The sequence below is a fragment of the Cohnella abietis genome, from assembly GCF_004295585.1.
Taxonomy (GTDB): Bacteria; Bacillota; Bacilli; order Paenibacillales; family Paenibacillaceae; genus Cohnella; species Cohnella abietis.
In genome coordinates this window covers 6,390,625-6,414,781 of the sequence record NZ_AP019400.1, presented here as the reverse complement: position 1 = coordinate 6,414,781, position 24,157 = coordinate 6,390,625, and the positions used below count along the sequence as shown (strand labels likewise).

Sequence of the window (24,157 nt, the reverse complement as noted above, 5' to 3'; positions counted from 1 at the left end):
TTTTTGACGAAATTTGAAAGAAGAATAAACTCATTAGGAGGTTGTGAGCTGCGTTGGAGTGATCGTTATAAAGCCGATAGTTAATGAATGTGTTCATACTACAAAAATGGGGGTACACAAATGCGTAAATTATCCATTATTTTAGCAACCGTTTTCATTTTCGGCATGATTATGTCGGCTTGTGCGAAGGACAACTCCGATAAGGGTTCTACAGCGAGCCAATCATCGGAAGGCGCGAAAGAGACAGGCAAAGTAAGCGAAATCCCGATTAAGCTTTGGATCTATCCGATGATGAACGGGATTAATGGTGATGGGAATGGTAATCCGGACGATTGGGCTAAAGAATATGCCCGTCAGTTTAAGGAGCAGTATCCTCAAGCGAACATCTCCGTTGAACTACTTGACTGGTCTGGCGGTACAGAGAAAATCGATGTAGGCGTCGCCGCTGGATCGCCACCGGATTTGGTTTACACCATCAATAACTTTGGCGGGGTTACGAAATACGGCAAAATGGGTGTCCTCGAGCCGATAGACGAATTTCTAACTCAAGCCGACTGGGACGATTATTCGGAAGCGGTGAAAGGCGCGATTAAATATAAGGATCAAGCTTACATGTGGCCTTGGCTAAAAATGGTATCGGCGGTTGCCGTGAACATGGATTTGTTTAAGGAGCGAAATGCTACCGACCTACTGCCGACAAGCAGGGAGCTACGGGACTGGAGCTTAGACGAGTACCTTAAAGCGGCTCAAGCTACGACATTCAATCGGAGTGGAGGGAGCAAGCCCGATGTTTACGGGACTGTAGTCTGGGGCAAGGATGCACCGTTCTACATGTACTTAAACGGATTGACGAACGGCGGTAATATCGTGAACCCGAATTTCGATCAATCCACGATAACCGATAAGGCGTTCGCAGATGGTTTGCAATTCACGATAGATTTAGCTAATAAGCATAAAGTTGCTCCTCCGGGTGGAGCGGGAATAAGCGCAATGAATGCGAAGGAAATGTTTCTAAATCAGCAAATCGCGATGATGCCAGATGCTCCTTTCTTGCTTGAAGAAGTGAAGAAGGCTCCGAAGCCTTTTGAAATCGCATTTGTCGCTCCTCCTCATGGAGAAGGCCAAGAGACTGCAGCATGGAATAACGTAGGTGGCTTTATCGTATTTAAGCAGAAAGAGGAAGAGAAGAAGAAGCTTGTCATGGAATTCGCGCGTTTTATTACGAATGCCGAAAACTCTAAAATCGTTAAGCAAATCGGAACGTTCCCGGCACGAAATTCTTCCGGAAACCTGTATAGCGACGATCCAGTAATGACGTATTTCGACGCCTTGTCCAATTATGGAAACTCCGTGTTTTCACGTGCATTTGGTTTAGTTAGCGTGGGAGATTGGGAGAAGGAAATACAGGCGATCCTTACCGGTGGTAAGACGGTCGGCGAATCTCTCGATTCGTTGGACAAGTTAATCAAGGAAAAGCTGCAATAACAGGAATTCAAGGGCGCTTGACCGCTTAATGATACTAAGTTAGGTGGTCAGGCGCTTCATAAACCCGATGTAAATGGACTTGACGACTTTGGAGTGAAATCGCTGAGAAGCAGTGATTGAGGTGAGAACATATGTATCGTATACGAAAAGCACTTCCGGGCTATCTCTTTTTATTGCCGGCTTGCCTCTTGTTCGCCGGATTCATGTTCCTGCCCATCTTCAAGGGTCTTCAGCTTAGTTTTCAGAAGTGGACGTTAAACGGCTATGAATGGGTTGGCTTCAGCAATTACAATCATGTGTTCGGCGACAGCTTCTTTTGGAAATCCCTATGGATTACCGCGGTTTTTACCGTCATAACGGTAGTTGCAGGACTGGTTTTGTCATTGATTGCAGCGTTCATGATAGATCCCTTCCAGCAACGGATGCAAGGTGTGTTTAAATCCGCATTTTATTTGCCGAGTGTTGCTCCGATCGTCATTGTGTCGATCATATGGCTCTGGCTGTATCATCCCTCGTTCGGATTGCTTAATTATCTGCTTGATTTTGTCGGGGTTTCCCCTATTTTGTGGCTAGGCGATCCGAAAATTGCTTTGTTTTCGATTATTCTAATGACGGTAGCCGTTTCACAGGGAGCGAACATCTTAATTCTCGTAACCTCACTCGGCGGTATACCGAAGGATTATCAGGAAGCGGCGCGCATCGATGGAGCAAATCTATGGCAAGAGATGATCAAAATCAAATTGCCGATGTTAAAGCCGACGCTAACGTATTTGATCGTTGTAAATACGGTCGGATCTTTTCAAGTGTTCGCTCCGATCTATATGCTTACTGGGGGCGGTCCTAACCGTTCAACAACGACAATCGGTTATTTGATTTATGAGAATGCGTTTAAGAAGTTTGATTTTGGCGTTGCATCCGCGCAGGCGGTTGTTTTGCTAGTTATCGTTATGATTATTGCTATTTTCCAGTTCCGAACAATGTCCGAAGATTTGGAATATTGATGGCGACAACAGGTGCTATAAAGAAGGGGAGGGGTTAGTCATCCTTCGTATTAAAGGGTATCAATTGGTAAGCTTCATCATACTGAGTATAGCGGCTCTCGCATTGCTCTTTCCGTTTTACTGGATGGTGCTTCAGTCGTTTAAGCCGCCAACGTCTGCAATTCAAACCCCTCCGGATTTATCTTGGGGAGGATTTACACTTGATAACTTCAAGAAGCTGTTGGACGGGAATATCTGGGTCTGGACATCCAACAGCTTGATCGTGGCTATAAGCGGGATGTTAGGAAACGTCATTCTTTGTTCCATGGCTGGCTATGCCTTCGCCAAGAAGCAGTTTCCAGGCAAGCGCATTCTGTTCTGGGCTATCGTAAGCATCATGATGACATCGACTCAGATCATCATGGTACCCCTGTTCATGCAAATCAGAGATATGGGCCTTCTTAACACGTATTGGGCACTGCTGCTACCGATACTCGTATCGCCTTTGGCGGTATTTTTATCGAAGCAGTTTATGCAGACCATTCCCGAAGATTTGCTTGAAGCGGCGAGAATGGACGGATGCTCGGAATGGCGTACGTACTGGAATATCATCGTGCCTGTTTCAATGCCGGTGTTGGCGATCGTAGGTATTTTCGGATTCATTACACAATGGAACGATTTCTTATGGCCGCTTCTTGCGACGGAATCTCGGAATATGCGAACACTGCAAGTCGGACTTGCCTCTATGCAATTGCAGAACGTTGACTATGGTCTTGTATTGGCAGGGGCAACGTGGACGATGGCGCCTATCGTCATTTTGTTCGTTGCGTTCCAACGCTTTTTCGTAAAAGGACTCACGATCGGCGCGGTTAAAGGATAATGGGGGACATTGAAGATGAGGGTGAAAACAGGCTATTACAAACAGTTTGATGCAGACGATCAGCTTGAATTCCCCGGTGAAGGCTACGCGGGGTGGTGCAAAGACGACTTGGAGCTGGATCTATCCCGCACGGCTATCGTTGTTATGCATGCATGGGATTCCGGGTCGCGAGACCAATTTCCTGGATGGTATAGGGCGGTTGAATTTTTAACTCGAGCCAATGCGATTGCCGAGCAGGAGCTACCTAGATTATTAAGCGCTAGCCGAGAAGCGGGTATGACGGTGTTTCATGTGGTAGAGCCGATCGGAGATTATTATAAACAATATCCGGGATACAAGCATGCGGTTGAGCTCGCAGGGGAAGAGGATCACAAGATCGAGCAAATTTCTGTCGATGAGTCTCATGCTAGCCTAGAAGCTTTTCGCAAGGCGAATGCTTTCCCAGGGACTCACAATATCGATGATATTAACGCTGGCTTTGCCCGCCTGGATATTCCTGATTCGGTTAAACCGCGTGGAAATGAAGGTGTAGTTGCCACTTCGGGACAATTATTTGCCCTATGCCAAGAACGTGGAATTAACCATTTGATCTATACAGGCTTTGCTCTTAATGCTTGTCTTCTGTTGAATCCCGGGGGAATGCATGATATGAAGCGGCATGGGCTGCTTTGTTCGGTAGTCCCTGAAGCAGTAACGGCTGTCGAAAATAAAGAAACGGCACGGGGTGAAGAGGCTAAACAGCTATCCCTATGGAGCGTGTCTCTATTTTTCGGTTTCGTGTATGCCCTTGAAGATCTCGTTTCGGCATTATCTGAATCCAAGCTAGGGGATGGTCACGCCAATGATTGACGCGCACATCCATCTCCAAGGCTCCGACTTGCATCATGAAACGTTAGAAGAAGGCGATCGTTTAGGAATAAGACTCTTTGTAGGGAGCTCGTTGAATTCCTTGAACCACAGCCCGACATTCGAGGAGGTTCATAAAGCGAACGATGACATGGTTAATGTCATCCGCACCCATCGAGATCGGGTGGCTGGGTATTGCTATATAAATCCTCGGCATGGCAAAGAGGCCTTGAAGGATTATCGTAGACGAATGGAAGATCAAGGGATGATCGGAATTAAGCTTTGGGTAGCTACACTCTGCAATGATCCGCTCGTCTACCCTTTTGTCGAGCAAGCAATTGCTTATCGCGCACCGATTCTGATTCATGCATGGAGAAAATCTATAGATCAGCTCCATTATGAGTCCACAGCCGTTCATGTGGCAGAGTTGGCACGACGATATCCTGAAGCACGTCTCATTATGGCTCATCTAGGCGGACAAGCTGAAACGGCCATCAATACAATCGCTAATTATCGTAATATTTACACAGATACATCAGGAACCCCTATCGGCGCAGGAGAAGTTGCGCTTGCCGTTAATCGGCTCGGGGCGGAAAGAGTTATATTCGGTTCTGACCTGCCTTACGCTTGCCTCGCGAGCAACTTGGGCAAAGTTCTAGGCGCCCGGTTGTCGGAACGGGAGTTCGAGCTCGTTACGGAAGGGAATATGGCGAAGCTTCTTGCCGAGGTGGTGAAATGAACATCATGCTGGATAGGTTTACCCGTTATGGAGCCATCGACTTGCTTGCTTTCGTCGGTCAATGGCCAGATCGTCAAGCGTTACGCGCCGATGCAGGCGAGTTAACAGATATGGCGGATCGATTAGGGCTACGAGCGATATGTGTAAGTCACTTATCCTCGGTGCTCGGACATGATACCCGCACGGGCAATGAAGAGCTGTTCGCTGCAGTCTCAAAGGATGTGCGTTTGTGGCCGTTTCCGATCGTTAATCCACTTGAAGCGGGATGGAAGGAAGAACTGGATTGGGCAGTAAGCATGGGGGCCAGGGGAATACGTCTCGTTCCCGGTTATCACGGATACGGGTTGCGTGAGGACGGGGTGCAGGAACTCTTAGATGAGGTGGGTAAACATCAGCTTCCTTTGCAGATTTGCACACGTTTGCAGGACGAGAGGCTGCAGCATCGATTATTGCTAGTCGATGCCGTTAACCTACACGAACTGGCGGAGCTGATCATGGCTGCTAATGGTCATCCCTTGCTCATAAGCGGCTTACGTGATCAGGAGCGAGATTTGGTCATGCGAAACGTTGCATCTGATAGCAAGATACACCAAGTGCTGTTCGATTTATGGTTCTGCAACGGTCCGCTGGCCGTAATTGCATCGATATGTCGGGCCGGACTGGCCCAATCCTATGCGTACAGCTCTTGTACACCGCTTCAGACCGCCGAGGCAACGGCGCTACAACTGGCCAGTGGTGACATCGAAGAAGAGGAGCGTATCGACCTAATCTATGGCAATGCCATGCGTCTATTTGAATGAGAGGTAGGATGAGTAGTGTTGATAGGGCGGCCGCTCCTAGTAAAGGACGGACTGGAGGATTTTTGGGAATGAGACGTGTTGTTGTAAGAGATGGAGTACCGGCATTAGAGGATTTCGAACCCGGGGTGCTAGGAGATAATGAAGTCAGAATTCTGACGGAATACTCTGCAATTAGCCCGGGAACTGAGCTAATGCATCTAAGAAATAAAGCTGCTCTTGTCCTTCCGGGGTACAGTGGAGTAGGGATAGTTGAGGCGGTTGGAGGGGCAGTGGAGCATCTTCGGCCCGGACAGAGAGCTGCAGTGTATGGGGTGCCGACTCATAGTGAAATCATTGTCGCACCCAAGCATCTTTCAGTTCCAGTTCCGGACTCCGTAGATCCGCGAGAGGCCGCATTCGCCGGATTGGGCACGATCGCGATTCATGCCTTGCGACAGGCCGATGTACATTTCGGTGAGAGTCTTCTCGTCGTAGGTCTCGGCATCTTGGGACAATTGGTGGCACAAGTTGGCTACGCGGCCTCTTCTATCGTTCTTGCCACGGATAAGCTGGAGACCCGAAGTCGCGTAGCGAATCAGTGTATGCCATCAGCTTATGTAGCTTCATCAGATGAGATGCTTGCAGAGCAACTAAAGAAGCATACTGAGGGTGGTCAAGGAGTAGATTGCGTACTCCTATGCGCCGGAGGCTGCAATGATACTTTGCTCGACGAAAGTATCGGCTGGCTAAGGGACCGCGGTCGAATCGTGATCGTGGGCGTGCCGAACCCGATCTTTAACCGGAATGCCCTGTTCTCCAAGGAAGTGGATATTCGCATCTCCCGAGCGGGAGGGCCAGGCCGTTACGATGAGATATACGAGAAAGCCGGCGTTGATTATCCGCTTGGTTACGTGCGCTGGACAGAAGGAAGAAACCTTGCGGCGTATATCCGATTACTACAAGAGAAACGGATTAAGGTTAATCCAATGATTACGAGCGAATGGTCTTTAAGTGAGATTGGTGAAGCGTATCGCCGATGCTCGGAAGCTCCGGGGGATGAGCTTGGGATGCTTTTGAAGATAGGATGAGTGAACAGATCAGGTCCATAAATTTACTCATGGGCCTGATCTGTTATTCGATATTTTCGGTGTAGAAGGCATTGTTGGGTAATATATCAGGATGAACTTTCCTGACGGTTTCTCTTATTCTCATAAATCTCTAATCGTTGGTTAATGATTTCTAGTAACGGCGCGGGACAATTATGCCGATGAGCTAGCTCAACAAGGTAACCTTGAATATGCGCTGATTCGGTCGGTAGCCCTTGAATCAGGTCGCGTAGCATAGAAGAGGTGCTGGTCGCAGATAGCCCTTTTATAATCTGGAGCTGCTTTTCCATCAATCCGTCACTTAGCTCGCCACCTGCATGCTGGATAACCGCATAGGTTTCAGTGAACGCTTGCTTGAAGGTTTCCAACCCCAAGGCTGTATTGAGAATGTCCCCAACTGAAGCCTGAAATAAGGTTGTCAGTCCGGATAAAACATTAATAAAGGCATATTTCTCCCATAGATCTCGTTCTATATTCGACTTCTCCACAAGTATGGGCACAGCAGATAAAGTAGCCTTTATGGTCTCGTATTGGGTATCGGTTAAATTGCGAAGCTTGCCGTATGCAAAATGGTGAATGGCGCTTAAGTGATGGATAGCTCCATCTTCCCCTAATGTTGCTTCTATCCGTGCTACTCCACCCAGAATAGGATGCTCCGGATAAGCCTTTGTGATCTGCTCGAAATGCTGCATCCCATTAAGAAACGGGAGTATAACAGTCTGGCTATGCGTATAAGGCTTCATTTGTTTGAGTATTTCAGCAAGTCCGTATGCTTTGGTTGCAATAATCGCAAGATCATAAGGACCTCCAGCTTCTCCACTAACGAGTAGAGGAGGGTGACTGGTGTGATTGCCAGCCGTGCTTAGCACGACAAGCCCTGTTTTCTCCAGCTGGCTGCGCCGCTTCTCACGAACTAGAAGCGTTACATCGAGTCCAGCTTCTAGCATCCTTGCCGCCATATATCCTCCGATCGCTCCCGCTCCGATCACAACAATCCTCATAGTCTCAGCTCTCTCCATTAACTATTTTTGTCTATCATAACGAATATTAAAGACGCACAGCAAGAGAGGCATAAATGATATGACTTTGGATAGATGAAAAAGATGACGATAGTCACTAACTGAAGGGTGCGATTTGCCATATGATTAGAATATAAAAACCACTTCAGGGGTGAGCTAAAATGGATTCTTCATTTTATTCAATTGCTATATTGGTTGCGGTGCTAGTTATATGGCGTAGGACGCGAGGAATGTTCCGTCCGATTCGTGGGAACGGAATTCGATTACTTGTCCCTCTTCTATTCATGCTACCCGCAATTGCTCTAATGACTAATCCTAAGGTGCATGCTGTATCTTGGGAATGGGTCGCTGCGGCGGCCATGGGATGCTTGCTATCCGTGCCTCTCATCTTAACTACACGGTATGAGCGCAGGGAGGATCAGAATATCTATGCTGTGAAAAATGTATGGTTTATCATTGCCTTCCTAGCTGTGCTAGTTATTCGGTTTTTGCTTCGAGACTATTTAATTGGAATAGATGCCGAGACGAAAACAGCTCTCTTCCTAACTGTAGCGTTAAGCTACATTATTCCTTGGCGGATCGTATCCTATGTTAGATTTCGTAAGCTCTATTTAAGCAAACCTAAGTTAGCTATTTAATCTGTGGAATATAGGCTTAATACAATCACTAAGCGCCTTCTTTATATCGAAGCATGAAGCCTTCATACCGAAGGTTTCATGTTTTTTCCAATCAAGATAAGCCTCTAACGCCTCAGATTTGTCCGTTATGAAGAAAAATGGCTCATGTGCTCTCAGAGTGAGCCATATTTTCCGATAAGGGAAATAAGAGAAACAAATAGGGTGTCGATTGCGGTACTGCAAGTTTTTTCTGGAGTTCATTTGCTAACTAGAGGATTTCGTAAATAAATGTTGAAATTTGTCAATACGAACATAAAAACTTACCTACACACAGAAAGCAGGGAACAACGTGGGTCAGGGTTATCGGATTGGTGTAATCGCACCGCACTTGGACGGGGAGTATTACGGTCGCATGTTACCGTTTATTCATCAGGCGATTAGGGATATTGAATCACAGCTGTTCGCCATACAGGTTGCGGATGACTATCTGGGCATAATGGCATTGGAAGAGCCGATTGCGTTCGGAATTGTCGAAGCTTGGATTGTCATATTGCCAAGTGCAAGTGCTTCTTTTCTTGAGTTTCTGAGAAAAAGTGAGAAGCCTTTCGTTTGCATTGGATTTCCATCGCCGTTCCAGCAAGGGCAGTCTGTTCTGGTGGATAATCGTGTGAGCATGAAGAAGATGGTAAATCATCTCATTGACCATGGGCATAGGGAGATTGCATTCATCGGTCATCTGGATCAATACGATTTACATGAACGGTATTTGGGATACAGAGATGCATTGGAAGAGCGCGGAGTGCCTTTTGATGATCGGCTTATTATAAAGACGAATGACAATCTATTGGAGAGCGGTATCCTCGCAACGGAAAAGCTGCTTCAGATGGGGCTTCCTTTTACAGCAGTTGCTGCAGGATCTGATTTGAATGCGCTCGGGGTTATAGACTGCTTACAATCCAAGGGCTACTCTATCCCTAAGGATGTAGCGGTAACTGGATTTGATGACATCCATCAGGCAGCCGTTAATTATCCTTCTGTGACGACTTCTCGGCAGCCCTTCGAGGAGATGGCCAAAGAAGCTGTAAGCAGGATTCTGGATATGCTTGAAGGCCGAGAGCTAACAGATAATACAGTATATGTACCCGCTCAATTTATAGTAAGGTCATCGTGCGCCTGTGCCGAGAGAACACAGTTCCATTCTGCTGCCCATTTCGATACCTACTTACAGAGCCTTTCCCAGTTAAGAACTTCCCTTCACAATATTACGGTTAACAATTATAAGATGACAAAGGGTTTAATTTTAGCTACCAAAGAAGAGAAAATACATATTTCTAATTTATTCTGGAATTTATCCCATTGGGGCTGCTTAGCTCTATGGGAGGAGGATGAAAACCAACAAAGGCATTTGGTCGTGCGCCAGGTGTTCAGCAAGAATGGTCATAGGGTGCCTCTAGAAGGATCGAAGTACTCACTAGAGGAGTTCCCGCCATTAGACTTTTTGCCGCCTGGAGCCCTTCCAGGAGGAGAAGATATCGTTATTCTTCATCCTGTTAAATCTGATCTTCAGAATTGGGGATACATTGCTCTAGTGGGCCCGCTCGATCCTTTAAACAATTTCGTCGCTAATGATTTGTCGCGACATAGCTTCACGATTCTTGCTGTAGCGCTGGAAAGAGAGCTACTATTCCAACAAGTAAGATCCATTGCCGAGAAGCTGGAGATCGTGTCGAGAACGACTAATGATGGAATATGGGATTGGGATTTGGAAACGAACAAGATTGATTGGAACATTCGTGCACATAAAATTCTAAGCCGATCGACGGAGCGGCTAACGGATGAGCCTGAATCGTTCTTGGAGCTTGTTCATCCAGACGATCAGCGCTTAATCAAAGCCACCTTCATGGAACCGGACAAGATGAGGAAGATGGATAAGCCGGTCCAATTAGAGCTTCGCATTCGCGGATTGGATGGACAATTCCTATGGGTATTCCTTGCTGGGGATCGGGTATGGAATGCAGCAGGGGAAGCAACCCGAATTATTGGATCTTTAACTGATATTACGGAGAAGAAGCTTAATGAGGCAAGAATAACCCAGCTAGCCTATGAAGATGCGCTTACCGGATTACCCAACCGACTTTTATTCAAGGATCAATTGCAAACAGCAATGGAGGATCGGAAGCGGGATGGGCGGAAGCTCGCTGTTATGATGATCGATTTGGATCGGTTTAAGATCGTCAATGATACTCTTGGTCATCAGGCGGGTGATTTGCTGCTTCAACGTGTTGCCCATTCGTTAAGGGAATGTGTAGGAGAGCAGGACATCATTGCCCGCCTTGGCGGAGATGAGTTTATCGTATTGCTATCCGTAATAGACGGAGTAGAAGATGTTGTTCTTGTAGCCGATAAGATGCTGCAGACGTTAACAAGACCCTTCTTCTTAGAGGGACAGGAATTTTACTTGTCTGCGAGTATTGGGGCTTGTCTGTATCCCAATCATGGCGAAGATGTAGACTCTTTGATCAAGTATGCGGATTTGGCCATGTATTATACGAAGGATAACAGCGGTAATGCTTTGAAAATCTATACCCCGACTCTAAGCTCCAAGAGGGTAGAGCGCTTTAATATGGAAACAGGACTCCGATATGCCTTGGAACGAGGGGAGCTTGTGGTCCATTTTCAGCCGCAAATATCACTCTCCACGGGTAAAGTCTACGGTGCCGAAACCTTGCTTAGATGGCAAACGCCTGACGGCAAAACAATACAGCCTGGAGATTTCATCCCGCTAGCAGAAGAAACGGGACTTATTATTCCAATTGGACAATGGGTTCTAGAGCAGGCGTGCTTGGAATGTAAACGGTGGATTCATGCTGGAATGCCATCCTTAGTCATTTCCGTTAACATCTCAGCGCTACAATTCCAACAGGAGCACTTCCCTGATTTAGTTCGTAAGGTGCTTAAGGATACAGACATCCAACCATTTAATCTTTGTTTGGAGATTACTGAGCACACAGCAGTTCAGAATCTTGAGCATAGTATTAAGATGTTAGGTGAGCTTGTTGAGATCGGTGTCAAGATTGCTATTGATGATTTCGGTATCGGACAATCCTCACTACTGTGGCTTAAGAAGCTTCCCGTACACATTGTGAAGATAGATCCTTCTTTTATCCTCAATATGATAGAGGATTCGGATGATGATGCGATTGCTAAGGCCGTAATTGAAATGTCACACAGCCTTGGTCTATCTGTAACGGCAGAAGGTGTTGAGACGGAGAGCCAGCTGCAAAGGCTGCAGCAATTGCAATGTGATCGAATTCAGGGGTTCTTCACTGGTCGCCCCATGTCCTCGGACCAATTTATCGCATACTTTCTTGAAATCTCTAGCTGGATGAGCTAAAAATAGAACGATAGAAAATGAATTGTAAGGAAGGTTTGGACGAAAAAGTGTTGATGCGGGAAGCTATTCCTGTGCCAACACCTTTCGTTTTCAACTGCTGGTTGAGCAGATTAAGCGCAAGTGAAAAAATGGTAACTCGACACCTCCATTTGACTAAAGGGAGGTTTCTTTTTGCTTTTTTCTCATCTTAATCGATGATAAAAAGAGGGAAAGTATCTCCTGTAGGAGCGAAGCGTTTGTCTTTGAGATCGTGAAATCTCCTTGTTACGAGTTTACCCATTCAGATTTCACGATCTCAATCAACAACCGCAAGGAGATACTTTCCCGCAAAAACTATAATCGATAGATAAAGCAAAAGGCTGTCCCATAAGTTACCTTATGGGACGGCCTTCCCCTTTTTTTATGTTGCCATTTTAAAGTTTAAATAGTACTATGTGTACTATGTTTAGTAATACACTCGTGAGGCGAAGGAGTGACCAGATGGCCTATGATACAGATCAATGAACGGAGTCTGTCACCGATTTACGAACAAATCGTTAATCAAATGAAGGAGCTTATTGTTAAAGGCGCTTTACGCGAGGGGGACAAGATTCCTTCCGTTAGAGAGCTATCAGGCATGCTGCTCATCAATCCAAATACAGTTGCGAAATCCTACCAAGAGCTGGAACGGCAGGGCGTCATTGCAACCGTGAGAGGCAAGGGTACATTTGTGTGTAAGCCAGCTTCAGCTCCGGGGATGGAGCGGGAAAGGCACAAGCAGCTTCGTGAGGAGCTAAAGCGACTAGTTGTGGAAGCTCGTCATTTAGGTGTGGCTAAGGTGGATTTTCAAAAGTGGATAAATCAAGAAGTCGAACATTACTGGGGGGAAACAGATGCTAGTAGTAAGAGACCTGAATAAGACGATAGATAAGCAGGTAGTGCTGCGGAATGTTAATTTCAAGCTTATGCCGGGACAGGTTGTTGGAGTGGTAGGGCGTAATGGAACCGGTAAAACAACGCTATTCAAGACGATGGCTGGTGTTCTTACTCCGGATTCTGGGACCGTGGAGTATGAGGGGGAGTCCATCTACAGCTCGCCTGGAAACAAGATGAACATTGTTTTTATACCCGATAGCCCAGAGGCGTTATTGAACTATACAGCTATGGATAGCGCTCAGTTATTTTCCCGAGTCTACCCTTTCTTCGATAGAGATTATTTCAAAGAAACGCTACATAGACTGGAGCTCCCGCACAATCGAAAAATCAGGCAATTCTCTAAAGGAATGCGGATGATGTTCAGCATCGCTCTTGGATTATCTACTAAAGCGCAATACATATTGCTGGACGAGCCAACGAACGGGATTGATATCATAGCCAACAAGCAGATAACGAAATTACTGATGGAAGCTGCGGAAGAGGGCACGACGCTCGTCATCTCCTCCCACATGCTGGGGGAGCTTGAAAGAATCGCGGATACGATACTGCTAATGAAGGATGGAGCAATAGAAACGCACTCTATAACGGATGCGACGAATGGAGCCATCTGCAAGTTTCAAGTCGTATTCCGAGAAGAGGCTCCTACGGTGTGGCTGAAATCTCCAAGTGTCCATGTCTTGGATCGAGTTGGGCGTGTATATACAGTATTAGTAGATACGAAAGCTCAAATTAGCATATTGGAGGAAATGGGTAAGTTTAATCCGCTATTAATGGAGCCATTGCCAATGAAGCTGGAGGATTTGTTCGTGTGGAAGCTGGGAGGTCGTAAGCATGTGGATTAAGTCGTTGGCGTTAAGGGAAGCGAAGCAAGCGAGTGCCATTCTGTGGATATTACCTCTGGGTCATTTGTTAACATTGGGATTGCAACGATACAATTCATGGTTTATGGGCGAGCCCGAATGGATCGACAGGAATGTGAGCGCTGTTCGTCATACCCTTGATGCTTATCAATATGGCGCTTTCGAGTCCGGTAGCCGAATTTGGCTAATGATCGCCTTATTTGTGTTAGCGTTTGTACAGGTAGGCTGGGAGAGAAGAAACGGTTCTCAGGAATTACTCTTCTCATTTCCCTATTCTCGGAGCAGCATCTTTGTTACCAAGTGGTTGTTTGGCACCGGGCTGTTAATCGGTTCATTACTTATTAATACACTTATTGATATGGCTATTATTGCGAGCTCACCGGTTTCTTCCTATTTTAGTCTTGCTTTTCACGTCAAAGAGGTTCTATACACTGTGTTGTCAGTAGGGGCAGTATACTCGCTTGCTATGTTTATAGGAACCATATGCGGGAGTATAGCCTCTCAAAGCGTGTTCTCGCTTTTGATTTTAATTTTGCCCTACTCGTTATGGACATTGGTTCAATCCTTCTTGCGGATTAATAATATCCCCATTAATGCTAATTCGTATTATAAAATAGAGCAGTATTTCAACCCCATAAACTATGTTGCAGTAGACCACATTCAAATTACTCTTAAGTACGTCATGATTATGGGCGGATTATTGGCTATAACTGTCGGTGGCGGGTTAATGGCATTTATACGCACCCGTACAGAAAACAATGGGAAGCTGCTTATTTTCAGAGGGTGGGAACGGGCAGTACAGATCAGCTTTGTGGTGTGCTTCGCATTGGCGAGTGGATCAATACTGTCTGGCTTTTTTTATAGTCAAAGTCGTTTGATTTGGTATTACATTGGAGCTCTTGCAGGTGTGTTCCTTGGTTTGAATATCATCCGCTACCTGACACGTATTAGGTTTAAGATTTAGGTTCTCATCCTACTAATATCATATAAAAATAAGGCTCTTTTAAGAAAAATTTAACAAACTATCAAATGCCATTATGGTACAATATGTAAAAATGGAGTCAAATTATGGGAGGCAAAGGGGGTTGCTGGAGAATTACTCTTAAAATACATATATCCAATAGAAGAAGGAAGTGTATTCATGCGTACGAATCGAATTTTGACTATAGGTTTATTTATTGCCATGCTTGCAGGAATTCTGGCGGGTTGTAGCTCTGGCGGAAATGACTCTAAGGACGGACAAAAGTCATCTATTAAAGTTATGTATTACGATGAGAGAGGCTTCTATCAGCAGTATGGTATGCTATTCTCCGCACTGTATCCTGAGGTTGAGGTAGAAATTATTTCTACTCAAAGTGTCAATTATGAAGAAGGCAAGGATATGAAAAAAGCGATGCAGGAATTTATTGATGAGAAGAAGCCGGATGTCTTGATGCTCAGTACAGACGAGTATGCGAGAATGGCTGGTGAAGGGAAGCTATACAATCTCGACACCTTAATTAAAAAAGATAAATATGATATTGAAGGCATAGTGCCAGGAGTTATTGACTATATAAAACAACAAAGCGATGGGGTTTTATATGGATTAACACCTAACTTCTACGGTCAAGCGATCTACTACAATAAAGATCTTTTTACCAAATACGGAGTCCCCTTCCCAGAGGATCGAATGAGCTGGGATAAGTTATTGCAGCTGGCTGAGAGATTCCCTACCAATGGTACGAAGGAAGACCGCGTATATGGATTAAAACAAGGTTATCAAAGCAGCTTATATTATTTAGGCCTTAATATTGGGTCTTCTCAAGGGCTTTCCTATATTAACCCAACGACTATGAAGATGATGATTAATTCAGATTCATGGAAAGCTGCGTTCGAGCTAGCGGATAAGGCGATAAAGTCAGGCTCCCTCTATACAGAAGATCCTTATGCAAATAACCAAGGCGGCACATACGAGAGTTACCTTCTTAGTGATCCATTCATTGGAGGTAAGGTTGCAATGAGCATTGATGGCAACTACTTATTAGAACAGATAAAAACAGCTAAAACCGTTCTTAAAGATAAGGGTGTTCAGAATTGGGATTTAGTGACTGTTCCTGTAAATCCGCAATCACCTGACGAAAGCACGGGAATGAGCCTTAACCAAATATTTGCTATTGACGTTAAATCACCGAACATAGATGCTGCTTGGAAATTTGTAAGCTACGTCAATGGACCAGAATTTGCAAGGGTGACTTCTAAAACTCAGAATGGTGGCTTTCCAACTCGAACGCAGTTCCTTAGCAACGAGGATGGCCATCACATGGAAGCTTTCTACAGCCTTAAGCCGACGCAATCGAACATGTATAAGGACTTTGATAAGCTTCCACAGGAATTTTACATGAGATTCGAGGGCTTGACACAGCAGGAGATGCAAGGCGTAACTGCTGGCACACTAAAAATATCGGAAGCTCTAGATAACATTCAAACTAAAGGTCAACAGCTTCTAACCGAGCTTAGCAGCAAAAAGGGCGATACAGAAGCTAAATCGAATGAGCCGGGCATAGCTATCGAGCAGGCACCTGAAGCTGCTGTTGCACCTGTACCTGCAGAATAACCGTTCGCTTGCACGGCTCTAGCCCGTTTTTGTCTAAAATGTGAATTTCGACTTTAATTCGTCACAAGGTTGTGATAGAATATTCACATATAGCGCTTTCACGGGAGGAGCTGAGCCTCATGAAAAATAAAGAAATGTCACGTATGTTGAAATGGGTTGCCATGATTATTATTGGTGTAGGTGTTCTCTGTTGCCTTATGAACATTGCACAGTTTAACGATCGCAACCTAGGCTTGATGGTCGGAATTGGTTTCTTAATTGGAGGAAGTCAAATTATGCTTTTCGGTGTAATTGCTCCACTTATGCAGAAAAACCAGGAAGCCTCTCCAGCAACAGCTGCAGAGGAGCTTGTCTAAGAAGCTTCGGAAAAAGATCGCACTTGCAGGTTCTTCCTGCGGGTGCGATCTTTTTTTGTTAAAAGTATGTAATAAAATTCACAATTCGTCAAAACGGTGAACAAAGTATTGCGAAATTTCAACGTTTATTTGTCGCCTTTGTTAACTGTGCAGAACATTGCTGATCTTTCTGATATGTTGATTACAGAAGAGGGGATGCTGAGTTTCTGAAGCACTGAAATTTCGACAGCCCTCGGCATTAAATGCTTTCGGGTTTCTATAAAAGGGTAATGGTTTAGCAAGAAGATGGGAGAGATGGAAATGATGAAAGGGCTTCGACGCCTTACGGCAATGATGTCGCTACTTGCGATGACGATTCTAATGACCGGATGTGGCGATAAGTTGATCGTGCTGAATCCGAAAGGAGAAATCGGCAAGCACCAATTGGATTTGATCATTATTTCCACCGTGCTTTGTTTGGTGGTTATCGTGCCAGTGTTGATTCTTACATTCTATATTGTATGGAAATATCGTAAGGAGAAAAAGGCAAAGTACGATCCCAACTGGGAGCATAGCACGAAGCTCGAAACGATCTGGTGGTCCATTCCCATTGTAATAATAGCGATACTTGCTGTCATAACTGTTCAATATTCTTATAAGCTTGAGCCGTCAAAACCACTTGAGCATGAAGCAGAGCCAATTGTCATTCAAGTGACCTCGTTGGACTGGAAGTGGCTATTCCAATATCCTGATCAGGGTATAGCGACGGTTAACTATATTCAGTTTCCTGATAATGTACCGATACAATTTGAACTTACCTCCGACGCTCCAATGAATTCTTTCTGGATTCCACAGCTAGGCGGCCAAATTTACACAATGTCTGGGATGGCTATGAAGCTTCATCTCATTGCAAATGAGCCTGGCTCTTACTTAGGTATGGGTGCTAACTTTAGCGGACGTGAGTTCGGGAAAATGCAGTTTACAGCCAAAGCTACCTCTCAAGAGGAATTTGATACTTGGGTACAAAGCGTTAAGGACTCTTCACCTGCCCTTACTAAGGAAGGTTATGAGCAATTAGCGATTCCGGGTGTGTCAGAGGTTGAAACGTTCTCTTCCATTCCAACAGGATTGTTCCAAGAAATTGTGACGAAGTACGGTGGTCATAATCATCCTTCTTCTGAGGGTGGAAGTAATAATAATGAGCATGGCTCTCATTCAAATTCGGACAAAGCCGCTGATAGTGATAAAGCGCCTGTAATAGAAAAGGAAGATCATTCTTCAACAAATCATGAAGGTCATACGAAGTAAAGGGAAAGGAAGGTGCCTGCATGTTAGACAAAATTAAAGATTTCGCCTCTGATTTCTTCGTTACGGGCGATCCACTTATCTATGGAGCTGACGTCTCCATTGGACTTACAATTATTGCAGTCGTATTCGCGCTTACCTATTTCAAAAAATGGACGTGGCTGTGGCGTGATTGGCTAACGACTGTCGATCATAAGAAAATCGGCATCATGTACGTGATTGCGTCATTGCTCATGCTATTCCGTGGCGGAGTCGATGCGTTGCTCATGCGGACGCAGCTTGCAATTCCGGATTCGGAATTCCTTTCTCCGGAACACTATAATCAGATCTTTACGACTCATGGGGTCATCATGATATTGTTCATGGCGATGCCGCTCATGTTCGGATTATTTAACCTGGTCGTTCCGCTTCAGCTAGGTGCAAGGGACGTTGCTTTTCCATTCCTTAACTCCCTAAGCTTCTGGTTGTTCTTCTTTGGTGCGATGCTGTTTAACGTATCGTTCGTTATCGGTGGTTCGCCTGATGCAGGGTGGTTGTCGTATCCGCCATTATCCGGAATTTCACACAGCCCTGGAGTAGGGCAAGACTTCTATATTTGGGGTATTCAGATATCTGGAATCGGGAGTCTGATGACAGGAATCAACTTTATAGTGACCATTCTTAAGATGCGTGCACCAGGCATGAAGCTGATGAAAATGCCGATGTTCTCATGGTCAGTGCTCTCGAGCTGTCTGACAATAATACTAGCATTCCCAATCTTGACTGTTACTCTTGCCTTGCTCTTCATAGATCGCTACCTCGGAGCGCATTTCTTTACGCTAGATGGCGGGGGAAATCCGATGATGTATATTAACCTTATCTGGATGTGGGGACATCCGGAGGTGTATATCGTCGTGCTTCCTGCCTTCGGTATTTTCTCGGAGATCGCAGCGACATTCGCTAAGAAAAAACTGTTTGGATACAAATCGATGGTATTTGCCTTGATGAGTATTAGCTTGCTCTCTTTCTTCACCTGGGCGCATCACTTCTTTACGATGGGGTCGGGAGCAAATGTCAACGCGTTCTTTGCGGTAACGACGATGATCATAGCTATTCCGACAGGTGTTAAGGTGTTTAACTGGCTGTTCACTATGTACCGCGGAAGACTTTCCTTCCCAACGCCGATGCTCTGGATGATTGGCTTCATTCCCTGCTTCGTTGTAGGGGGGATGACGGGAGTACTGCTGTCCGTCGCACCGGCTGACTTTCAGTTCCATAATAGCTACTTTCTAATTGCCCACTTCCATCAGGTGCTCATTGGTGGTGTTGCCTTCGGATATTTCGCGGGACTATATTACTGGTGGCCGAAGGTGTTCGGCTTCAAGCTGAACGAAAAAATCGGCAAATGGGCTTTCTGGACGTGGAATATCGGTTTCTATGTGTGCTTTATGCCGCAATATTTCCTTGGCTTGATGGGGATGACCCGTCGCGTAAGCAGCTACGGCTGGGATAAGGGCTGGTATGAGCTCAATCTGACCTCGACCATCGGTGGTTTCTTAATGGGAATCGGATTCCTCTTTCAGGTTTGGCAAATTTTGCACAGCATTAAGTTCATGGAGAAAGATACGACTGGCGATCCTTGGGACGGAAGAACGCTTGAATGGACCATTCCATCACCGGCTCCGCTTTATAATTTTGCCACATTGCCTCAAGTGACTGAGAAGGATGATTTCTGGGAAGAAAAGCAGCGAATTGCTCAAGGTCATGCGCCTAAGCCACGGCCGCAGCTTGAACCGATTCACATGCCGAAAAACTCGGGTATTCCTTTTGTCATGTCGGCATTCTGGTTTGTGGCGGGTTTTGGCTTCGTATTCGATTGGTTGTGGATGGCTATTCCTGGTTTAATCGGTGTTGCTGTCTGTATGCTCGTACACTCTTTCCGTTATAAAACGGATTACTATATCTCGGTCGATGAAATTAAACGCACAGAAGCTGCGGCGAGGAGGGTTGTCTAATGGCGCAATCAGGAAATCATATCATTGCTAAGCCTTCACAAGAGCATGATCATGGCCATGGAAAAGAAGGACATCACGATCTCGAATCGCTGCGTATGATGGGCTTCTGGATATTCTTGATCACTGACTGTATATTATTCGGTACGTTGTTCGCGACTTATGTCGTGTTAAACGGCAATACGGCTGGCGGTCCGACACCAGCTGAACTGTTCGAAATGCCGGGAGTCATCGCAGAGACGTTTATTTTGCTGACAAGTAGCTTTACGAGTGGTTTGGCAGTCCTGTCAATGAATCGTGGGGACCGCAAAGGACTTATTAGATGGTTATTGGTTACCGTATTGCTGGGAGCTTCGTTTATTGCTCTTGAGGTAACTGAATTCATGACATTGGTTCACGAGGGTGCTTCTATCTCTACGAGTGCTCAGTGGTCTGCGTTCTATGTATTAGTCGGGACTCACGGACTTCATGTCACTATCGGTCTCGTATGGATGATTGCAATCATGATTCAGCTGAAGCAGCACGGCATCAATTCTGTTACGCGTCGCAAAGTAAATATTATTAGCCTCTACTGGCATTTTCTCGATGTTATATGGATATTCGTCTTTACGATCGTGTACATGATGGGGGTGATGTAAGATGGCGCAGCATTCTGTTGATACACATGACTCCCACGGTGAGCATGAGCATCATGAATCACATGGCTCTCTAAAGTCTTATGTCATTGGTTTCGTTATGTCGCTTGTACTGACGGCTATTCCGCTCATCGTCGTTATGAACGATTTGCTGGAAGGCAAGGCGGCTACTGTGTTGCTGCTTGCTTCGGCAGTGTTACAGTTCGTGGTGCAATTGTTCTACTTCATGCATCTGAAGGAGGAAGGGAAGCCTAGATATAATCTTATGGTGCTCCTCCTTGGTTTGATCATTGTGCTAACTATCGTTGCCGGGTCGATTTGGATTATGACTTACAATAAAGTGGCTTAATTTAAGTGAGAAGCGTAGCGCTCGAAAAAGGCTATCCCAACGTCAGTTGATGACGGAGGGATAGCCTTTTGTGCGCTGGGCAAGCCACCTGCCCCGCTGTGGGCCGGTGGCTCGTAATTAATATATCTCCGCCTAACTCAGCCCCATAACGCGCCAATACTGAAAATTAGTCTGCGTCTCCGCCTAACTCAGCCCCATAACGAGCCAATACTGAAAATTAGTCTGCGTCTCCGCCTAACTCAGCCCCAAAACGCGCCAATACTGAAAATTAGTCTGCGTCTCCGCCTAACTCAGCCCCATAACGCGCCAATACTGAAAATTAGTCTGCGTCTTCGCCTAACTCAGCCCCATAATGCGCCAATAAGGAAAATTAGTCCGCATCTCCGCCTAACTCTGTCCCAAAACGTGCCAATAAGGGAAATTAGTCCGCATCTCCGCCTAACTCTGTCCCAAAACGCGCCAATAAACCGGCGAGTCCACTCATCGAGCCAAATGGCCAAAGCTATCTGGAAGAATATCGTAAGAGAACTGCTAACGGGACAGCCCAATAACTTGATATGGAGGGGACTTACCAGAAGAATGCACTTATCAAAAACGAAAGCTTAATGCTTTGCCAGTTCGCTTGGGTCCCATGGATTGAGGTGAATCATGACCTCAATAACGTCAGGATCATAATCCATAATTAGCTTTTTGAGCTGCCTGCTAATGTCATGGCCCTGCTGGATTGAATAGTCGTAGGGTATGCCCACCCGGATATCTACGATGATGTAATGTCCATGCTCGCGAGCTCTCACTCGGTCTATTCTCTTTACGTTTGCCTCGGAGCGGATTAAGGATTCATAATAAGCAAGCTTCTCAGGGGCGACATTACGCTCCATAAGAATGTCGACGGAATCTTTACCTATCTCGTAAGCTAGCTTGAGGACGAGTAAGGATACAATTATACCTGCGATCGGATCTCCATAAGCTGCCCATTCCCAATGTAATCGATCTCCCAGCAAGCCAAGCCCGATACCGATGACCGCTGCTAACGATGCGTAAACATCTGCTAAATGGTCATAGGCTGTAGCTAGAACGCTTTTACTCTTAGTGGCTTTTCCGACTCTAATAGTATAAATGTAAAGTGCTTGCTTCCAGACGAGGGAAATAACCGCTGCCCCTAATGACAGCCAGTTTTCCTCTCCGGGAGGCTTAAATAATGCACTAATCGATTGGTAGCCGATCCATAAGGCGGCGAGTGCAAGGATGATGGCGACGAATGCTGAGGCCACAACCTCTGCTTTGCCGTGTCCGTAAGGATGATCGTCATCAGCAGGCTTCTTCGACACCATAGATGAGGTTAAAGCTGCGACGGTAGCGATAATGTCGCCGGCGTTATGAACACCGTCTGCGAGGAGTACTGGACTCCCAAGCATTATACCCGCAACGAGCTTTAAGATTGTTAAAATGATATTGCTAAAAAGACTGATCCAAATTGCTAATAATCCTGAATGATGCCTATCCGCCACAAAGATTGCTCCTTCAAAGAAAGTTTACCCGGTGCAAGAAACAAGAAAGGCTTTCAACCTTGGGGTTGAAAGCCTTTTATCGTCCATATGGTGGGTTGCTTAGGTTTCGCTATCATGGGTGACAACCACCCTCTCTAAAAATGACAGTACTGAAATGCTTCTATATTCTAACACAATACAAGGCTTCAAGCTAATTATTAAACGTATTTGTTTACATAACATTTATATTACTCATAATGTTATATATATGTAATTTAAATAAAAAATAGTAGAAATTTATGTTACATTTGTTGACATAAGGATAAGAGAAGAATATGATTACAATAAAACCCATTAAGGGAGAGGGAGCCGTTCTACATGGAAATGATGAACGATGTATCGGCTGCTTCGCCTTCTTCCCGTTTTTACAATGAAATGTATAACGGGGCCCAGGTTCGTGCGCATTATGGTAAGGTTCATCAGACGCTTTCTCGTATGTCCTTAGAGGAACGAGTGACCAGACAGGCACAGATGAACGGCAGACTGCTGGAGGAGGGGATTACCTTTACCTTATCGGGTGAGGATCAACCGAATTCACAAGAGCGTACTATCCCCTTCGATCTTATCCCCCGTATCATTCCAGCGGAGGAATGGGAGATGATTGAGCGAGGAACAAGGCAACGGGTAAGAGCACTGAATGCTTTCTTAGCGGACATTTATCACGAGCAATGCATTCTGAAGGATGGGCTTGTTCCTCGCCGGATGGTGATGGGCAATCGATATTTTCGGACGGAGATGATGCGACTTGCGGTTCCAGGAGGGACTTATGTTACCGCATCTGGAATTGATTTAATCCGTGATGAGAAGGGCGATTACTATGTGCTTGAAGATAATCTGAGGTCGCCATCGGGATTTTCATATGTATTTAAGAGTAGGTCGATTATGACTCATGACTTTCCTGAGCTTTATTTCTCATATCCCGTTAAGGGTATTGAGCGGGCACTGCATGATTTTCGTTCTTCCTTGCGTAATCTAGCTCGAACCGACAAAGCGGAGCCGGTCATTGCTCTACTCACTCCCGGCAGCTTTAACTCCGCATACTTTGAGCACACTTTTCTTGCACAACAGATGGGTATGGAACTCGTAGAAGGTCGCGACCTTGTCTGTAGGGATAACAAAATCTATATTCGCAAGCTATCGGGTTTGAAACAGGTTGACGTGCTTTACCGCAGAATTGACGACGATTATCTTGATCCACTAGCATTCCGTCCGGATTCTATGCTGGGAGTGGCTGGCTTGATGAATGCTTACCGCTTCGGGAACATTACAATCGCCAATGCTCCGGGCACGGGAGTTGCAGATGACAAGGCCATCTACACTTTTGTTCCAGAGATGATTCGGTATTATCTGAATGAACGCCCAATTCTAAACAATGTTCCTACCTACTTGATGAGTCGACCGGATGAACGGGAGCATGTATTGGCTAGGTTGGAGGAAATGGTTGTTAAGGAAACATCTTTGTCTGGTGGGTATGGGATGCTAGTCGGGCCCTCATCCACGGAATTGGAACGCAAGAGGTTTGCTGTTAAAATCCGTGAGAACCCCGATAATTACATTGCTCAGCCAACCATTAAGCTATCGACATCTCCCATTAACTTAGAAGGTCGGATGACACATCGTCATATTGATTTGCGCGTGTTTGCCCTAGCAGATGGAAGGGATGTTCATGTTCTGCCAGGTGGGCTAACGAGGGTTGCGATGAAGGAGGGCTCCTTGGTTGTGAATTCCTCGCAAGGCGGAGGGGTAAAGGATACGTGGGTGTTGGCGGAATAACACGAGTAA

The 24,157-nt window shown here is 45.6% G+C and carries 21 protein-coding genes; 19 read left to right on the top strand and 2 right to left on the bottom strand.

Annotated elements, in window-relative coordinates:
* Positions 1-120: 120 nt before the first annotated feature.
* The 7 genes from KCTCHS21_RS28150 to KCTCHS21_RS28120 all read left to right on the top strand — a co-directional run bounded on the left by KCTCHS21_RS28150 (position 121) and on the right by KCTCHS21_RS28120 (position 6,797).
* Positions 121-1,485 carry an extracellular solute-binding protein gene (locus KCTCHS21_RS28150; RefSeq protein WP_157994142.1) on the top strand — a complete coding sequence of 455 codons (1,365 nt, stop codon included), beginning with the start codon at positions 121-123 and terminating at the stop codon, positions 1,483-1,485.
* Between the two features lie 131 nt (positions 1,486-1,616).
* Positions 1,617-2,486: a carbohydrate ABC transporter permease gene (locus KCTCHS21_RS28145; protein WP_130615637.1), complete on the top strand. Its 870-nt coding sequence runs from the start codon at positions 1,617-1,619 to the stop codon at positions 2,484-2,486.
* Positions 2,440-3,345 carry a carbohydrate ABC transporter permease gene (locus KCTCHS21_RS28140; protein WP_130615635.1) on the top strand — a complete coding sequence of 302 codons (906 nt, stop codon included), beginning with the start codon at positions 2,440-2,442 and terminating at the stop codon, positions 3,343-3,345. Before KCTCHS21_RS28145 ends, KCTCHS21_RS28140 begins: the two co-directional genes overlap by 47 nt.
* A 15-nt stretch (positions 3,346-3,360) precedes the next feature.
* Entirely contained in the window at positions 3,361-4,194 is an 834-nt protein-coding gene (locus tag KCTCHS21_RS28135; RefSeq protein ID WP_130615633.1) for a hypothetical protein, read from the top strand.
* Positions 4,187-4,930 (top strand): amidohydrolase family protein, encoded by a 744-nt coding sequence (locus tag KCTCHS21_RS28130; protein ID WP_157994141.1) that lies wholly within the window; start codon positions 4,187-4,189, stop codon positions 4,928-4,930. The genes KCTCHS21_RS28135 and KCTCHS21_RS28130 overlap by 8 nt, the downstream gene beginning before the upstream one ends.
* Positions 4,927-5,730 (top strand): amidohydrolase family protein, encoded by an 804-nt coding sequence (locus KCTCHS21_RS28125; protein WP_130615629.1) that lies wholly within the window; start codon positions 4,927-4,929, stop codon positions 5,728-5,730. The genes KCTCHS21_RS28130 and KCTCHS21_RS28125 overlap by 4 nt, the downstream gene beginning before the upstream one ends.
* 68 nt (positions 5,731-5,798) lie before the next feature.
* Positions 5,799-6,797 carry a zinc-dependent alcohol dehydrogenase gene (locus tag KCTCHS21_RS28120; RefSeq protein WP_130615627.1) on the top strand — a complete coding sequence of 333 codons (999 nt, stop codon included), beginning with the start codon at positions 5,799-5,801 and terminating at the stop codon, positions 6,795-6,797.
* Positions 6,798-6,883: 86 nt separating this feature from the next.
* On the opposite strand, the gene KCTCHS21_RS28115 is transcribed toward KCTCHS21_RS28120, so the two are convergent.
* Positions 6,884-7,816: a ketopantoate reductase family protein gene (locus KCTCHS21_RS28115; protein WP_157994140.1), complete on the bottom strand. Its 933-nt coding sequence runs from the start codon at positions 7,814-7,816 to the stop codon at positions 6,884-6,886.
* 179 nt (positions 7,817-7,995) lie between these two features.
* Here KCTCHS21_RS28115 and KCTCHS21_RS28110 point away from each other — a divergent pair, with 179 nt between their 5' ends.
* From KCTCHS21_RS28110 to cyoD, 11 genes are all read left to right on the top strand, one after another.
* The gene (locus KCTCHS21_RS28110) at positions 7,996-8,472 is read left to right on the top strand and encodes a CcdC family protein (protein WP_130615623.1); all 477 of its coding nucleotides are present in this window, start codon (positions 7,996-7,998) and stop codon (positions 8,470-8,472) included.
* A 328-nt stretch (positions 8,473-8,800) separates the two neighbouring features.
* Positions 8,801-11,845, top strand: a complete 3,045-nt coding sequence (locus KCTCHS21_RS28105) for an EAL domain-containing protein (protein WP_130615621.1) — start codon at positions 8,801-8,803, stop codon at positions 11,843-11,845.
* 487 nt (positions 11,846-12,332) lie between these two features.
* Positions 12,333-12,743: a GntR family transcriptional regulator gene (locus KCTCHS21_RS28100; protein WP_130616744.1), complete on the top strand. Its 411-nt coding sequence runs from the start codon at positions 12,333-12,335 to the stop codon at positions 12,741-12,743.
* Positions 12,718-13,602 (top strand): ABC transporter ATP-binding protein, encoded by an 885-nt coding sequence (locus KCTCHS21_RS28095; protein ID WP_130615619.1) that lies wholly within the window; start codon positions 12,718-12,720, stop codon positions 13,600-13,602. The genes KCTCHS21_RS28100 and KCTCHS21_RS28095 overlap by 26 nt, the downstream gene beginning before the upstream one ends.
* Positions 13,592-14,584 carry an ABC transporter permease subunit gene (locus tag KCTCHS21_RS28090; protein ID WP_130615617.1) on the top strand — a complete coding sequence of 331 codons (993 nt, stop codon included), beginning with the start codon at positions 13,592-13,594 and terminating at the stop codon, positions 14,582-14,584. The genes KCTCHS21_RS28095 and KCTCHS21_RS28090 overlap by 11 nt, the downstream gene beginning before the upstream one ends.
* A gap of 177 nt (positions 14,585-14,761) precedes the next feature.
* Positions 14,762-16,213: an ABC transporter substrate-binding protein gene (locus KCTCHS21_RS28085; RefSeq protein ID WP_130615615.1), complete on the top strand. Its 1,452-nt coding sequence runs from the start codon at positions 14,762-14,764 to the stop codon at positions 16,211-16,213.
* A 119-nt stretch (positions 16,214-16,332) separates the two neighbouring features.
* Positions 16,333-16,569 carry a hypothetical protein gene (locus tag KCTCHS21_RS28080; RefSeq protein WP_130615613.1) on the top strand — a complete coding sequence of 79 codons (237 nt, stop codon included), beginning with the start codon at positions 16,333-16,335 and terminating at the stop codon, positions 16,567-16,569.
* Positions 16,570-16,869: 300 nt separating this feature from the next.
* Positions 16,870-17,856 (top strand): ubiquinol oxidase subunit II, encoded by a 987-nt coding sequence (gene cyoA, locus KCTCHS21_RS28075; protein WP_130615611.1) that lies wholly within the window; start codon positions 16,870-16,872, stop codon positions 17,854-17,856.
* Between the two features lie 20 nt (positions 17,857-17,876).
* Entirely contained in the window at positions 17,877-19,847 is a 1,971-nt protein-coding gene (locus KCTCHS21_RS28070) for a cbb3-type cytochrome c oxidase subunit I (protein WP_130615609.1), read from the top strand.
* On the top strand, positions 19,847-20,482 hold the full coding sequence (gene cyoC / locus KCTCHS21_RS28065) for a cytochrome o ubiquinol oxidase subunit III (protein WP_130615607.1): 636 nt from the start codon (positions 19,847-19,849) through the stop codon (positions 20,480-20,482). The genes KCTCHS21_RS28070 and cyoC overlap by 1 nt, the downstream gene beginning before the upstream one ends.
* A gap of 1 nt (position 20,483) precedes the next feature.
* Complete coding sequence (gene cyoD, locus KCTCHS21_RS28060; RefSeq protein ID WP_130615605.1) at positions 20,484-20,828, top strand: cytochrome o ubiquinol oxidase subunit IV; 345 nt, start codon at positions 20,484-20,486, stop codon at positions 20,826-20,828.
* 602 nt (positions 20,829-21,430) lie between these two features.
* On the opposite strand, the gene KCTCHS21_RS28055 is transcribed toward cyoD, so the two are convergent.
* Positions 21,431-22,336, bottom strand: a complete 906-nt coding sequence (locus tag KCTCHS21_RS28055; RefSeq protein ID WP_130615603.1) for a cation diffusion facilitator family transporter — start codon at positions 22,334-22,336, stop codon at positions 21,431-21,433.
* Positions 22,337-22,693: 357 nt separating this feature from the next.
* Here KCTCHS21_RS28055 and KCTCHS21_RS28050 point away from each other — a divergent pair, with 357 nt between their 5' ends.
* Positions 22,694-24,148: a circularly permuted type 2 ATP-grasp protein gene (locus KCTCHS21_RS28050; protein ID WP_130615601.1), complete on the top strand. Its 1,455-nt coding sequence runs from the start codon at positions 22,694-22,696 to the stop codon at positions 24,146-24,148.
* Positions 24,149-24,157: the final 9 nt, after the last annotated feature.